The organism is Streptomyces puniciscabiei (assembly GCF_006715785.1).
GTDB classification, from domain to species: domain Bacteria; phylum Actinomycetota; class Actinomycetes; order Streptomycetales; family Streptomycetaceae; genus Streptomyces; species Streptomyces puniciscabiei.
Genome location: NZ_VFNX01000001.1, coordinates 3,916,900 through 3,931,170, shown reverse-complemented (window position 1 = coordinate 3,931,170; position 14,271 = coordinate 3,916,900). Strand labels below are relative to the sequence as shown.

Sequence of the window (14,271 nt, the reverse complement as noted above, 5' to 3'; positions counted from 1 at the left end):
AACGTGAGACGAGTCTGAGAGACCCCGAACGTCATTCCACGAAGAGCCCGCGGCCCGCCGCCTTCGCGTCGAACTCCTCCAGCCGAGCCTGCGCCTCGGGCAGGTCGTCGCAGAGCGCTTCCAGCAGCACCCGTCCGAGCAGCATCGGCGCGCACGCGGTGTCGAAGGCGAGCCCGGTGCCGACGGCGGCGGGCAGCAGCAGGTCGGAGTACTTGGCGACCGGCGCGAACGCGGAGTCGGCGACCGTGACGGTGGTCAGGCCGACGTCCTTGGCGTAGGCGAGGGTGTCGACGACCTCGCGCGGATGCCGGGGCAGGGCGAAGCACAGCAGCGCGGAGGCGCCCGCGCGGACGGCGGCGTCGATCCGGTCCTGGATCATGGTGCCGCCCTCGTTGAGGAGCCGGACATCCGGGTGGACCTTGGCGGCGAAGTAGGCGAAACCGTACGCCTGGGACGCGGCGGCGCGCAGGCCGAGCACCGGCAGCGGGCGGGAAGCGGCCAGGATCCGTCCGGCCCGCTGCACCGGGCGCGGGTCGGCGAGCAGGTCGGCGAGGTGCCTGAGGTTCTCGATCTCGGCCTCGACGGCCTGCTGGTACTCGTTGAAGGTGCCCGCCTCGGCGGCCGGTTCGGCGGGCACGACCTCGCGCAGGTGCTTGCGCAGCGCGGGATAGCCGTCGAAGCCCAGCGCCACGGCGAACCGGGTCACCGAGGGCTGGCTCACCCCGGCCAGCTCGGCCAGCTCCACGCTGGACAGGAACGGCACGTCGGCGGCCCGCCGGACCATGCTGTGCGCGATCCGGCGCTGCGTCGGCGTGAGCCGGTGGCCCTCGAACAGCGCCTGCAGCCGGTTCGCGGGGCTGTCGGTCGCCCCGCCGGACGCGACACCCTCCACGGCGCCCGCACCGGTATCCCTGTCCACGCTCATGACGCGCTCCCCCTCCAGATGTCCGTGAACCGGTCGAGCAGTGCGGCCGCCTGTGTCACGTCGTCCGTGAGCGGCCGGTCGGCCGGGTCGGCGTCGAGGACCGACTCGGCGAGCGCGAACGCCCGCCCGGCCGGCAGCCCGGGGTCGGGCCGCAGGTCGCGCTGGCGCAGCGCGCGGACGGCGGCGACGAGTTCACAGCCGACCACCAGACGGTACGCAGCGCACGCGCGCAAGGTCTGCCGCGCGGCGAGCGAGGCGAAGCTCGCCTGTTCCTCGACGCCCCGGGAGAGTACAGCGTGCCCGAGCGAGGCGGGCGCGGAGAAGGCCCGCAGATCACCGAGGGCCGCGCCGGCCGCGTACTCCAGGATCATCACGCCGGAGGAGGCCGGCTCGTGGTCGGCGAGGAAGGGGCGCAGCCGGGTGTAGGCGGGCTCGTTGAGCGTGGACAGCCGGGACGTGGACAGCCGGGCCACCTGCATCAGGGCGAGCCTGAAGTGGTCGAGGGCGAGGGCGAGTTGGGCCTGGTAGAAGCCGCCGTGGTGGTAGGCGGCCAGGTCCTCGGGGGCGATGAGGGGGTTCTCGGCGGCCGCGTTGATCTCCACGGTGAGGATCTGCTCCAGGGCGTCGGCCGCGTCGTGCGCCGGGCCGTGGATCTGGGGCAGGCAGCGGAAGCCGTAGGGGTCCTGGATCCGGCCGAGCGGCGGGGTGGGCCGGTCGGCGGCGCCGATCAGCTCCCGCATCCGCCGGGCCACCTCGGTGCTGCCCCGGTGCGGGCGGGCGGCGTGCACGGGGGCGGCGTACGCCTCGTGGGAGCCGTCGACCGCGAGCAGGGACAGCGCACCGACGACCTGGGTGGCGCCGATGAGCCCGCGCAGTTCGTGCAGGGCGAGCGCGGACTGGCCGAGGGTGAGGGCGTTGCTGCTGATCAGGGCGAGGGCGTCGTTGTTGTCGAGGGGCTGCGGCTCGGGGGCGCCGGCGCCGCGCCAGGGGTGTTCCCCGGCGAGCGCGAGGCCGACCTGGGCGAGGGCCGCGATGTCGCCGGTGCCGACGGAGCCGAACTCGTTGACCACCGGGTACGCGCCGGTGCCCAGGGCCTCGCACAGGGCGGTGACCACGCCGGGCCTGAGGCCCGCGCCGCCGGCCAGCAGCTGGTTGGCGCGGACGGCGAGCATCGCGCGGACCTGGCGGGCGGGGAGTTCCTCGCCGATGGCGCCGGCGTGGCTGCGCAGCAGGCGCAGGCCGTGGCCGGCGGCGGCCTCCGTGGGCACGTCCTCGTTCCGGTTGGCGCCGACGCCGGTGGAGCGGCCGTAGACGCGCCCGGTGGCGGCGATCCGCCGGGCGACGTTCCAGGAGTGCTCCACACGCCGCATGGCCCCGGCCTCGGGGACGGGATGCGCGGCGCCGTCGGCGAGCCGCACGACGTCCTCGACGCCGAGTCCGGACCCGTCCAGGACCACGGCCGCGGATCGCGCGGACGGCAGGGACTGCGACACGGACTGCGGCGCGTCCACGATGCGAGACGACATCGAGCCCACACTCCCATCGCCGAGCCGCTCCAAACTATTCACACACAGAGAACTCTGCATGACCTTATGCAGTCAGGCAAGGGCCGTCTCGGGACCCCCTTCGGGCGTGCGCCGCCGACCGCACGCCGGGGACGGCAAGAGGGGGGTTGTCCCCAGTGCGCGGGGCATGGGCGCTCCCTAGGGTTGAGCCCATGAGCGCACTGGACTCGCGGGACAGCGGCCTGAAGAAGGATCCGGACCTGCGGAAGGAACTCGACGCCACCCTGCAGACCCGCAGGGAGCTGGGCGAGGAGTACGAGACGGCGCTGGTCGACTCCTTCCTGGAGAAGGTCGAGCAGCGGATCGACGACGCGGTGGACCGCCGGGTGCGCCGTCATCTGGCCGAGCAGCAGCTGGCGACCGCCCGCGGCGCCCGGCGCCCGAAGAACGCCGACACCTGGCCGGAGCGCTTCGGGCTCGCGATCATCTCGCTGGTCCTGGCGATCCCGCTGACCGCCGTGGCCGGCGGTGTCGCGGGGACGGCCGGGACGGTGGCCGCCTGGATCGGCATCGTCGGCGTCAACTTCGCCCAGGCGGTACGGCTCAACCCGGAGCTGCTCACCGGCCGCCGCGACCGCTCCGAGCGGCAGGACTGAGCGGGCAGGACTGAGCGGCAGGACTGAGCCCGGGCCTGCCGGGCCGGCAGGCCGAGCGGAGCGCCGGTTCACGCCTGCCGGGTCGGCAGGACCATGATCTGGCGGAGGTTGACGTGCCGGGGCCGGCTGGTGGCGTAGGCGACGACGTCCGCGACCTCGGCCGCCGCGAGGGCACCGATCGCCTCCAGCATGCCGTCCAGCTGCCCGGACAGCTCGGTGCTGTCGACATGGTCCTTCAGCTCGGTCTCCGTCAGTCCCGGCTCGATGTTCGTCACCCGCACGTCCTGCGGCCCGAACTCGGTGCGCAGGGACTGCGAGAGATAGGTGACGGCGGCCTTCGTGGCACCGTACACCGCGTAGTTGGGGAAGGGGATGTGGGCGCCGATGGAGGAGACGTTCACCAGGTCGGCGCTGCGGCCCTCGCCGGCGGCGGCCACCAGGTCGGCGCCGAAGGCACGGATGACCCGCAGCACCCCGGTGACGTTGGTGTCGAGCATCCGCTGCCACTCGTCGAGCCGGCCGTCGGCGACGGGGTTCGGGAGCATGACTCCGGCGTTGTTCACGACGAGGTCGGCGGCGCCGAAGGTCTCGTGCACCAGGTCCCGGGCGGCCGCCACCGAGGCGTCGTCGGTGACGTCGGCGACCACGGCGAGCGCCTCGCCACCGTCGGCCCGGATCTTGTCGACCACGCTCTGCAGCCGGTCCGCGCGCCGGGCGAGCAGCGCCACCCGGGCGCCCTCGGCCGCCAGCTGACGGGCGACGGCCTCCCCGATGCCGCTGGCGGCTCCGGTGACGACGGCGACGCGGCCGGACAGGTTCTCGTACGACATGGGTGTTCCCCCAGGATGTGGGCGCCGGGGCGGCTCCCCGGCGGCTGGCACCAGCCTCGCCCGGTCCGGCGGCCGTACCCAGGGATGCGGTTTTCCTGGGTCTGCCAGTACCAGGACGGCGTCCGGCGGCTCCCCCTACGATCGGGACATGGACGGGGACTGGCTGGGAGGGGAAGTCGGCGACTTCCTGCGCTCGCGCCGTGCACGGATCCAGCCCGAGGAGGTGGGGCTGCCCGGCCACGGTCGGCGCCGCGTACCGGACCTGCGCCGCGAGGAGGTGGCCCAGCTCGCGGGGGTCAGCGTCGACTACTACATCCGGCTGGAGCAGGGCCGGGGTACTGGGGGCACCTCCCGGACGAAGTCTGGGGGAGTCAGCGACGCCGTGCTGGACGCGGTCGCCCGGGTGCTGCGGCTGGACGAGACCAAGCAGGCGTATCTGCGGACGGTGGCGCGGCCGCGCCGGCAGCGGGGGCGGCGGCAGCGGTCCGAGGCGCCCCGCGTCCGCCCTGGAATCCAGATCCTGCTGGACGGCATGGACCGCAGCCCGGCGTTCGTGCTGAACCCCCGTATGGACGTGCTCGCGTGGAACGCCCTCGGCGACGCGCTGAACGGCTTCAGCCGCGTGACGGCGGCGGAGCGGAACATCCCCCGGCAGGTCTTCCTCGCGTCCACCGGCCGCGACGTCTACCCCGAGTGGCACGCGGTCGCCGCCCAGACGGTGGCCCATCTGCGTGTCAACGCGGGCCGGTACGGCGACGACCCCGAGCTGTGCGCGCTGGTCGGCGAACTCTCCCTCAAGAGCGAGGACTTCCGCCGGATGTGGGCGGACCACGAGGTCAGGGAGTGCGCGTACGGCGTCAAGAAGGTACGGCACCCGGTGGCCGGCCTGCTGACCCTGCCGTTCGAGACCCTCACGATCCCGGCGGCCCCGGACCAGGTGATCGTGGTGTACACCCCGGAACCGGGCTCGGAGACGGCGGAACGCCTTGCCTTGCTGGGAAGTTGGAAAGCGACGACCGCAACCACCAATTGAGGAACCACGACGGCGAGCAACCACGTCCGCGAGAGCGGCGCCGGTTTAGGCGCAAAGAGGGGGGCTTGCGCGGGGACCGCCGCACCCCCGTTTCCGGGGGGCGGGACGACGGCGGTCCCCGCGAGGGACGCGGGCCGGGTCAGGGCCGGGCCCCCGCGTCCGTGGCGTCCATGGAGGTCCGGGAGCCGCTCCGGAGGTCCTTGGCGCCGTTCGGCGCCGGCCGGGGCGGGGAGCCGCTCCCGCCCTGCCGACACCCCCTAATGTGCCGGACGCGTGTTAAGCGGGTGCTGCGCGCACGTGACACGCTCGTACCACTTCCGCAAACCCCGACTCGCCTCACATCGCGCCGGTAAACCCGCAGTTCACCCGGGGTTCGCTACTGCTTTCCCCCCTTGGCCAGGAAGGCCAGCAGGTCCTGCCGGCTGACCACGCCGGTCGGCTTGCCCTCGACCAGGACGATCGCCGCGTCGGCCGAGCCGAGCACGGACATCAGGTCGCCGACCGGCTCGCCGGAGCCGACCTGGGGAAGCGGGGCGGACATGTGCTTCTCCAGCGGGTCGTCGAGGGAGGCGCGCTTGTTGAACAGGGCGTCCAGCAGCTCCCGTTCCACCACGGACCCGACGACCTCGGCGGCCATCACGTCCGGGTGACCGGCGCCCGGCTTGACGACCGGCATCTGCGAGACGCCGTACTCGCGCAGCACCTCGATGGCCTGGCCGACGGTCTCCTCCGGGTGCATGTGCACCAGGGAGGGGATGATGCCGCCCGCCTTGTCGCTGAGCACGTCGCCGACGCGGGCGCTCGGGCCCTCGTCCTCCAGGAAGCCGTAGTCGGCCATCCACTCGTCGTTGAAGATCTTGCTGAGGTAGCCGCGCCCGCTGTCCGGAAGCAGCACCACCACGACGTCGTCCGGGCCCAGCCGCTCGGCCACCCGCAGCGCCGCCACGACGGCCATCCCGCAGGAGCCGCCGACCAGCAGCCCCTCCTCCTTGGCCAGCCGGCGGGTCATCTGGAACGAGTCCTTGTCGGACACGGCGACGATCTCGTCCGCGACGGTGCGGTCGTAGGCGGTCGGCCAGAAGTCCTCGCCCACGCCCTCGACCAGGTACGGCCGCCCGGAGCCGCCGGAGTACACCGAGCCCTCGGGGTCGGCGCCGACGACCCGGACGCGGCCGTCACTGACGTCCTTCAGGTAGCGGCCGGTGCCGGAGATGGTGCCGCCCGTGCCCACGCCCGCCACGAAGTGGGTGATCTTCCCCTCGGTCTGCTCCCACAGCTCGGGGCCGGTCGAGTGGTAGTGCGAGAGCGGGTTGTTGGGGTTGGAGTACTGGTCGGGCTTCCACGCGCCCGGGGTCTCGCGGACGAGCCGGTCGGAGACGTTGTAGTAGGAGTCCGGGTGCTCAGGGGCGACGGCGGTCGGGCACACGACGACCTCGGCGCCGTAGGCCCGCAGCACGTTGATCTTGTCGGTGGAGACCTTGTCGGGGCACACGAAGATGCACTTGTACCCCTTCTGCTGGGCCACGATGGCCAGTCCCACACCGGTGTTGCCACTGGTCGGCTCGACGATCGTCCCGCCCGGCTTGAGCTCGCCGCTCTGCTCGGCGGCCTCGATCATGCGCAGGGCGATGCGGTCCTTCACGGAGCCGCCCGGGTTGAAGTACTCCACCTTGGCCAGGACGGTCGCCTGGATGCCCTTGGTCACGTTGTTGAGCCGCACCAGCGGGGTGTTGCCGACGAGGCTGATCATCGAGTCGTGGAATTGCACCGTTGTCTCCGGTTGCTGCAAAAGAGATGTGGTCTTAGTGGTGTCGCCAGCCTAAGGCCAGGTGTGTGGCCGAGGCGGCCGTTCACTCCCCGTTGAGATTGACGCACGGTCCGTACGGGGCAAGGACTGTGTGTACGGCTACGAGGAGGTGGCGGCGACGCATGACGAGCATGTCGAGGGCGAGAGTGGCCCGGCGCATCGCGGCCGGAGCGGCGTACGGCGGTGGCGGGGTCGGGCTGGTCGGCGCCGCCGCGGTCGGGCTGCTGCTCGCGGAGGTACGGCTGGCCCGGCGCCATGTGGGCAACCACAGCGGCGGCCGGGTTCCGGTCGCCGACGGCGTGTACGGCCACGCGTACGACATCCCCGGGGAACCACCTCTCCGCCTGACCATGCTCGGCGACTCCACGGCGGCCGGGCAGGGCGTGCACCGGGCGGGCCAGACCCCGGGCGCGCTGCTGGCCTCGGGTCTGGCGGCGGTGGCCGAACGCCCGGTGGAGCTGCGGAACGTGGCGCTGCCGGGCGCCCGGTCCGACGACCTGGACCGCCAGGTGGCGCTGGTGCTGTCGTCGTCGTTCCCCGTCCCGGACATCTGCGTGATCATGATCGGGGCGAACGACGTGACCCACCGGATGCCGCCGACCCGTTCGGTTCGGCATCTGTCGGCGGCGGTACGGCGGCTGCGCACGGCCGGTGCGGAGGTGGTGGTCGGCACCTGCCCCGACCTCGGCACGATCGAGCCGGTGCAGCAGCCGTTGCGCTGGCTGGCCCGCCGGGCCTCCCGGCAGCTGGCGGCGGCGCAGACGATCGGGGTGGTGGAGCAGGGGGGCCGGACCGTGTCCCTCGGTGACCTGCTGGGCCCGGAGTTCGAGGCGAACCCACGGGAGCTCTTCGGTCCCGACAACTACCACCCCTCCGCCGAGGGCTATGCGACGGCGGCGATGGCGGTGCTGCCGACGGTGTGCGCGGCGCTGGGGCTGTGGCCGGCGGAGGAGGAACGGCCGGACGTGTCGCGGCGCGAGGGCTTCCTGCCGGTCGCTCGCGCGGCGGCCGAGGCGGCGTCGGAGGCCGGTACCGAAGTCGCGGCCGCGATGCCGACGGGGCCGCGGGGGCCGTGGGCGCTGCTCAAGCGGCGCCGTCGACGCCGGGTACCGGAGGCCGAGCCCGCGCGTCCGTCCTTGTGACGGCAGAGGTGTGCCGCTGAGCCGCCGCGGGCCAAAGCAAGCGCTTAGTAAATTGCGGTCAGTGTCACACCGCGACACGGGTGACCTGGGCCATACGTAGCGGTAACTTCCCAACCGGCCCTGCTCAAACAACCCTCACTGGAGCCGTGATGCCCGAAGCCGTCATCGTCTCGACCGCCCGCTCCCCCATCGGCCGCGCCGTCAAGGGCTCCCTGAAGGACCTGCGCCCCGACGACCTGACCGCCACGATCATCCAGGCCGCGCTGGCCAAGGTCCCCGAGCTGGACCCCAGGGACATCGACGACCTGATGCTCGGCTGCGGCCTCCCCGGCGGCCAGCAGGGCCACAACCTCGGCCGGATCGTCGCCGTACAGATGGGCATGGACCACCTGCCGGGCTGCACCATCACCCGGTACTGCTCGTCCTCCCTGCAGACCTCCCGCATGGCCCTGCACGCCATCAAGGCCGGCGAGGGCGACGTCTTCATCTCGGCCGGTGTCGAGATGGTCTCCAGCTACGCACACGGCAGCTCCGACGTGCCGGGCACCTACAACCCGCTGTTCGCCGAGGCGCAGGCCCGCACCGAGGCCGTCGCCCAGCAGGAGGGCACGACCTGGCACGACCCGCGCGAGGACGGCCTGCTGCCCGACCCGTACATCGCGATGGGCCAGACCGCCGAGAACCTGGCCCGCGCCAAGGGCATCAGCCGCCAGGAGATGGACGAGTTCGGCGTCCGCTCGCAGAATCTCGCCGAGCAGGCCATCAAGAACGGCTTCTGGGAGCGCGAGATCACCCCGGTGACCCTCCCGGACGGCACGGTCGTCAGCAAGGACGACGGCCCCCGCCCCGGCGTCACCCTGGAGGCCGTCCAGGGCCTCAAGCCGGTCTTCCGCCCGGACGGACTCGTCACCGCCGGCAACTGCTGCCCGCTCAACGACGGTGCCGCCGCCGTCGTCATCATGAGCGACACCAAGGCCCGCGAGCTGGGCCTGACCCCGCTCGCCCGGATCGTGTCCACCGGCGTCTCCGGCCTCTCCCCCGAGATCATGGGCCTCGGCCCGGTCGAGGCGAGCAAGCAGGCCCTGCAGCGAGCCGGCCTCACCATCGACGACATCGACCTGGTCGAGATCAACGAGGCCTTCGCCGCCCAGGTGATCCCCTCCTACCAGGACCTCGGCATCGACATCGACAAGCTGAACGTCAACGGCGGCGCCATCGCCGTCGGCCACCCCTTCGGCATGACCGGCGCCCGCATCACCGGCACGCTCATCAACTCCCTGCAGTGGCACGACAAGCAGTTCGGCCTGGAGACGATGTGCGTCGGCGGCGGCCAGGGCATGGCGATGGTCATCGAGCGCCTCAGCTGACCCACCGTCCGTAGCGGGGCAGGCACTTTACGTCAGGAAGTGGCCCGGAACCGAGGAAACTCCAAGGTTCTGGGCCTTTTCGTGATCCAAATTCCCCCAGGATGTGACCTATCTCGCTCGCCGGACGCATCGCTGCAGGTCAGCACAGGTCAGCGCGGCACGCGAAGAAGCCGCGGAATCAAAGTCCTGTCCGTTTCGTGACGTTACGCACTGACAGCTGCTTAGTCCGCCCTTCAAGCTGATGTAGGAAGTCGGGGGTCGACTTTGAACCGGGAGTACGTCAGTGAGCGCCATGCCGATCGCCCTGCTGCTCACCACGGCCGCCACCGGCGCCGTGGGCGTCGCCGTCCTGCGCACCGTGCTGAAGGTGCGCCGTCAGCTGGCGGAGCTGCAGACCCAGCTCGCCGAGAACCAGTCGGCCGCCCTGGGCGCGCTGCTGCCCCACGCCCGCAGCGGCGCCGACGCCGACCAGATACGCGCCGCCGTGGCCGAGGCGCTCGCCGAGGAGCGGGAGCGGGAGCTGGCCGAGGCGCGTGCGTTCTGGGCCGCGCAGGAGGCCCGTGACGCCTCCGACACCCCGACTCTGCTGGGTCTGCCCGACACGGAGCTGTTCCTGCCCCGGCAGGCCGACTTCGCCGGGCTGGAGCCGGTGTCCGAGCCGACCGCCGACACCGACGAGTTCGCCGCGGAGTCCCCGGAACTGGCCGCGGCCCGCCGCCGTCACCCCTCGCACCCCGACTTCGTCCCGGTGCAGTCGCCGGCCGTGAACGACCACGAGCGCACCGTCACCACGCTGGAACAGCTGGCCGCCGAACGCGTCGAGCTCTCCGATGTCCGCCCGGGCCCCCTCGGCACCCTCGACGTCTACGTCTTCGCCGACGGCACCACCCTGTGCATGACCCCGGGCCACCGCGAAACCGCCGAACGCCTGGCAGCGGCCGTGGAAGCCGGCGAGGCCCCGCACCTGCTGGGCGGCTCCGGCGTCTCCGGCGCCTACACCCTCACCTTCGCCTACGGCGAGGACGACGCGAACATGGTCTACATCCTGGCGGACAGGGTCATCGCCTCACTTTGAGACACCGGCGGGGGACAGCGCCCCGTAAGGGGCGCGGGGCTGCGTCTGAGATGCGGCTCCGCCGCGTGGGCGCGACCAGCCACGACGAAACCGCAGGCGCGAACGGTGCTCAGACACCCGCCCTCTGACGCGCCTCCTCGACCAACCGCACCGCTTCAGCGACCTGATCGTCACTCTCCAGCACCACCGCCAAGTCGTGCGCGGCCACGAGAATCTGATCGGCCGCGGCGAACATCCCGGCGTCCGGCATCTCCCGGGGCTCGACACCGGGGTCCTCCAACAGCTGGGCCCGCCGGGACAGCTCCCTCGCCATCGCCAAGGCCTCTGCCGCGGCGCCCCGTTGAAGCCGGCTCTGCGGAGCAGCCCGCAACCGGTCGGCGAAGTGATCCACTGCTCGGGTCAAGGGCGTCGTATCAACCACGCGCCGAGCGTAACGTGCCGCACTGTTGCCAATACGCGAACGCTCAGGCACCGTGACGTGAAGGACCGGCTTACATCCCCTTTGCGTTCGGAGGCGCCGATGTCCCAGCTCTTCTCGGAGGAGACCCACCGCAATCTGCTCGCCCGCATCCCCCACTGCACCGGTCGCGAAGTCTCCGACTGGCTGCGCACCGTTGAAGAAGGCCCCGCCCTGTTCCGCTTCGAGGAGAAGGTCAGCTGGCTCCGGCACGAGTACGACCTCGCGTACGGCCACGCGAAGGCGATCGTCCACGAGTACGACCTGAGGAGGGCGGCGCGCAAGCTGCGCTAGCCGCCGCCGAGACGGCGAAGGGCCCCGGGTGGAACCCGGGGCCCTCCTCATGACCGGCGCGGGCGCTAGTCGTTGTTGGTGAAGATAGCCACCAGCCGCAGCATCTCCAGGTAGATCCACACCAGCGTCACGGTGAGGCCGAACGCGGCGAGCCAGGACTCGTTGCGCGGGGCGCCGTAGGCGATGCCGTCCTCGATCTGCTTGAAGTCGAGGGTCAGGAAGAACGCGCCGAGCACGATGGCGACGATGCCGACGAGCGCGCCGAGCGGACCGAAGCTGCGCAGACCGCCGTTCTCGGCGACGCCGAACACGACCAGCAGCAGGTTGACCGCCATCACCACCAGGAACGCCATGGCGATGGCCATGCCGATGCGGGCGTAGCGGGCGGTGACGCGGATCCAGCCGGCCTTGTAGACCAGCAGGGTCGCGGCCGAGACCGCCATGGTGCCGAGCACCGCCTGGAAGGGGGCGCCGCTCCAGCGGCTGTTGTACATCTCGCTGATGACACCGAGGAAGACGCCCTCGAAGGCGGCGTACCCGAGGATCAGCGCGGGGGACGGGGTGCGCTTGAAGTTCTGGACCATCGCCAGGACGAACGCCACGATCGCCGAGCCGACGGCCAGGCCGTAGCTGGTCGCCGTGACCGGCAGCAGGGCCCAGGCGAGGACGGCGCCGACGGCGACGGTGCCGAGCGTGATGGCCGAGCGGACGACGACGTCGTCCATGGTCATCCGGTCGGTGGTGACCGGGGCCTGCGGCGGGGCGCCGTACTGGAGCCCCTGCTGGGCGTACGGGTTCTGGGCGTAGGGGTTCTGCGCGTACGGGTTGCCCTGTGCGTACCCGGCCTGCGGTGCGGTGTTGAAGCCGGCGTAGCCGTTGTCGCGGCTGAACCCCCGTCGCGAGAAGACCGGGTTACTGCTCCTCATTTCACTCCTCCATGGCTGCCGTGCGCAGCCTTGGCTCAAAGCGTAATGGATTGGCAAAGGATCGACATGATACTTGAGGAGGATCTTTCCCCTGCCGTGCTGCCCAACACGCTACGCGTACCGGTGATTCCCGGCCATGGGTGATCGCCTTCCATGACGAACCTGCTACCTCACCGAGACGCTCCGCTAACCCGGCGGGGACCCGGTCAGCCGAGCGGGAACCCGGTGTACGCCTCGGCCAGGTCGGTCTCGGCCGCGCGGGAGGAGGCGATCCGCTCCAGCCGGGCCTGCTGCAGGCGGGCTTCGAAGGGGGTGGCGTCCGGGGCCGGATGGAGCATCGTCGTCATGTCGTAGGAGAACCGCTCGGCCTGCCAGACGCGGCGCAGGCAGGTCGCGGAGTAGGCGTCGAGGAGCTCCGGGGAGCCGGTCTCCTTCTCGTGGGCGAGGGCGCGGGCGAGGGTGACGACGTCCCCGACGGCGAGGTTCAGCCCCTTGGCCCCGGTCGGCGGCACGATGTGGGCGGCGTCACCGGCGAGGAAGAGCCGGCCGTGCCGCATCGGCTCGTGCACGAAGGACCGCATCGGCGTGACCGACTTCTGGGTGATGGGCCCGCGCTCCAGCCGCCAGCCGTCCTCGGTCTCGAAACGCCGCTCCAGCTCGGCCCAGATCTCGTCGTCGGTCCAGTCGTGGGCGTCCGTGCCGGCAGGCACCTGGAGGTAGAGGCGGGAGACGGACGGGGAGCGCATGGACAGGAGGGCGAAGCCGCGGTCGTGGCGGGCGTAGACGAGTTCGTCGTGGGAGGGAGCGACGTCGGCGAGGATGCCGAGCCAGGCGTAGGGGTACGTCCGTTCGAACACGCGGGACAGGGCGGCCGGGAAGGCCCTGCGGGACACGCCCCAGAAGCCGTCGCAGCCGACGACGTACTCGCACTCCAGCACGTCCTCGCGGTCCTGGTGCCGGAAGCGGACGCGCGGCCGGTCGCCGTCCGCGCCCAGCACCGCCAGCGCCTCCGCCTCGAACAGCAGCGGCCCGCCCTCCTTCAGCTGAAGGGCGATCAGGTCCTTGCAGACCTCGGTCTGGGCGTACACCATCACCGACCGGCCGCCGGTCAGGCCGGGGAAGTCCACGCGGTGGCGGCGACGGCCGAAGCGCAGCTCGATCCCGTCGTGCCGCAGACCCTCCCGGTCCATCCGCTCCCCGGCGCCGGCCGCGCGCAGCACGTCGACCGTGCCCTGCTCCAGGATTCCGGCGCGCTGCCGATGTTCGACGTAGGCCCGGTCACGGCTCTCCAGGACGACCGAGTCGATGCCGGCGCGGTGCAGCAGCCGCGCGAGCAGCAGTCCGGCCGGTCCGGCTCCGATGATCCCGACGGTGGTGCGCATCGGTGGGTCCCTTCGGGTCGACTCCACGAGTATCGCCGTTCGCTCAGTGAAATTTCCTTCACTGATGTGCGGCGAGTCTGCGCCGAGGGGCATCCGATGTCAATGGGGGCACCGCGTGGCCGGATGCCTCGCGCCCCGGGGGAGCGCGAGGCGTTCACACGGTCAGTGGCCCGGCCAGCCGTCCAGATGCCGGTGAAGCGTGACCGTGGGCTGGGCGGTGTCCGTCTTCGGCGCGTGGGCGACGGCGTCGCGCAGGACCTGCGAGACCTCGCCCGCCAGTCCGTCGACCCGCGTCTTCAGCTCGGCCGCGGGCACCGAGGAGCGGGTCAGCGCGTCCAGCCGGCGGTGGATGTCGGCGAGCCGCTCCCGGGCCGCGGTGTCGAGGGTGAGGGGCGCCGGTGTGGAGACGACGAACTGGTAGGCGCCGGCGAGGGTCTGGCAGCCGGTGCACTCCTTGTTGGCCGCGTCGCTGAGGTTCACGGCGTTCAGGTGGGTGTGCTCGCCCGCGACGGTCACGATCTGGAAGGACAGAGCGACCGACCGGCAGTGGTCGTCGGCCGAGCAGCCCGCGGAGACGGCGTTGGCCTGGTTGCGCACCCCCGCCGCGTTGACGGCGCCGAACTGGCGGATCGTGAAGGAGTCCCGGGCCTGGGTGTGGTGGGCCCGGTCGACGTGGCTGAAGACGTGGTCGGCGGCGAAGGCCGCGTGCGACGCGCCGGTGGCGGCCTGGGCCGGTACGGCGGTGGCCACACCGGCGAATCCGGCCGCGAACAGGCCCATGCCCAGGGCGCGCCGGGCGAGGGGATGGTTGCTGGAGCGTGCCTTGCGGTGGCTGCTCATGGGGTCTCCGTAAGGTGTCGGTCGGCCCCGGA

At 72.0% G+C, this 14,271-nt stretch carries 14 protein-coding genes; 6 read left to right on the top strand and 8 right to left on the bottom strand.

What is annotated here, in order from left to right; genetic code table 11:
• Positions 1-31 precede the first annotated feature (31 nt).
• Together FB563_RS18210 and FB563_RS18205 are read right to left on the bottom strand one after the other, a co-directional pair.
• Positions 32-925 (bottom strand): MurR/RpiR family transcriptional regulator, encoded by an 894-nt coding sequence (locus FB563_RS18210; RefSeq protein WP_055705240.1) that lies wholly within the window; start codon positions 923-925, stop codon positions 32-34.
• Complete coding sequence (locus FB563_RS18205; RefSeq protein ID WP_055705239.1) at positions 922-2,451, bottom strand: aromatic amino acid ammonia-lyase; 1,530 nt, start codon at positions 2,449-2,451, stop codon at positions 922-924. The genes FB563_RS18210 and FB563_RS18205 overlap by 4 nt, the downstream gene beginning before the upstream one ends.
• A 191-nt stretch (positions 2,452-2,642) precedes the next feature.
• Between FB563_RS18205 and FB563_RS18200 the strand changes: the two genes are divergently transcribed.
• The gene (locus FB563_RS18200; protein WP_055705238.1) at positions 2,643-3,086 is read left to right on the top strand and encodes a hypothetical protein; all 444 of its coding nucleotides are present in this window, start codon (positions 2,643-2,645) and stop codon (positions 3,084-3,086) included.
• Between the two features lie 68 nt (positions 3,087-3,154).
• Here the strand turns inward: FB563_RS18200 and FB563_RS18195 are convergent, their stop codons facing one another.
• Positions 3,155-3,916: an SDR family oxidoreductase gene (locus FB563_RS18195; protein ID WP_055705237.1), complete on the bottom strand. Its 762-nt coding sequence runs from the start codon at positions 3,914-3,916 to the stop codon at positions 3,155-3,157.
• 148 nt (positions 3,917-4,064) lie between these two features.
• Here FB563_RS18195 and FB563_RS18190 point away from each other — a divergent pair, with 148 nt between their 5' ends.
• Positions 4,065-4,949 (top strand): helix-turn-helix domain-containing protein, encoded by an 885-nt coding sequence (locus FB563_RS18190; protein ID WP_055705236.1) that lies wholly within the window; start codon positions 4,065-4,067, stop codon positions 4,947-4,949.
• A gap of 376 nt (positions 4,950-5,325) precedes the next feature.
• Here the strand turns inward: FB563_RS18190 and FB563_RS18185 are convergent, their stop codons facing one another.
• Positions 5,326-6,717 (bottom strand): cystathionine beta-synthase, encoded by a 1,392-nt coding sequence (locus tag FB563_RS18185; RefSeq protein WP_055705235.1) that lies wholly within the window; start codon positions 6,715-6,717, stop codon positions 5,326-5,328.
• Positions 6,718-6,878: 161 nt separating this feature from the next.
• Here FB563_RS18185 and FB563_RS18180 point away from each other — a divergent pair, with 161 nt between their 5' ends.
• The 3 genes from FB563_RS18180 (at position 6,879) to FB563_RS18170 (ending at position 10,340) form a co-directional block, all read left to right on the top strand.
• On the top strand, positions 6,879-7,898 hold the full coding sequence (locus tag FB563_RS18180) for an SGNH/GDSL hydrolase family protein (RefSeq protein WP_199832763.1): 1,020 nt from the start codon (positions 6,879-6,881) through the stop codon (positions 7,896-7,898).
• A 149-nt stretch (positions 7,899-8,047) separates the two neighbouring features.
• A complete protein-coding gene (locus FB563_RS18175) occupies positions 8,048-9,265 on the top strand; it encodes an acetyl-CoA C-acetyltransferase (RefSeq protein ID WP_055705233.1) in 1,218 nt (405 codons plus the stop codon).
• Positions 9,266-9,548: 283 nt separating this feature from the next.
• Positions 9,549-10,340, top strand: a complete 792-nt coding sequence (locus tag FB563_RS18170) for a hypothetical protein (RefSeq protein WP_055705232.1) — start codon at positions 9,549-9,551, stop codon at positions 10,338-10,340.
• A 109-nt stretch (positions 10,341-10,449) separates the two neighbouring features.
• Here FB563_RS18170 and FB563_RS18165 read toward each other — a convergent pair whose 3' ends face one another.
• Positions 10,450-10,761, bottom strand: coding sequence for a hypothetical protein (locus FB563_RS18165; protein ID WP_079048657.1), 312 nt, complete (start codon positions 10,759-10,761; stop codon positions 10,450-10,452).
• Positions 10,762-10,860: 99 nt separating this feature from the next.
• Here FB563_RS18165 and FB563_RS18160 point away from each other — a divergent pair, with 99 nt between their 5' ends.
• A complete protein-coding gene (locus FB563_RS18160; RefSeq protein WP_055705230.1) occupies positions 10,861-11,091 on the top strand; it encodes a DUF4287 domain-containing protein in 231 nt (76 codons plus the stop codon).
• Between the two features lie 65 nt (positions 11,092-11,156).
• On the opposite strand, the gene FB563_RS18155 is transcribed toward FB563_RS18160, so the two are convergent.
• The 3 genes from FB563_RS18155 to FB563_RS18145 form a co-directional block, all read right to left on the bottom strand.
• Positions 11,157-12,017: a Bax inhibitor-1/YccA family protein gene (locus FB563_RS18155; RefSeq protein WP_055705229.1), complete on the bottom strand. Its 861-nt coding sequence runs from the start codon at positions 12,015-12,017 to the stop codon at positions 11,157-11,159.
• A gap of 206 nt (positions 12,018-12,223) precedes the next feature.
• Complete coding sequence (locus tag FB563_RS18150; protein WP_055705228.1) at positions 12,224-13,399, bottom strand: 4-hydroxybenzoate 3-monooxygenase; 1,176 nt, start codon at positions 13,397-13,399, stop codon at positions 12,224-12,226.
• Positions 13,400-13,561: 162 nt separating this feature from the next.
• Positions 13,562-14,239 carry a hypothetical protein gene (locus FB563_RS18145; protein WP_055705227.1) on the bottom strand — a complete coding sequence of 226 codons (678 nt, stop codon included), beginning with the start codon at positions 14,237-14,239 and terminating at the stop codon, positions 13,562-13,564.
• Positions 14,240-14,271 lie beyond the last annotated feature (32 nt).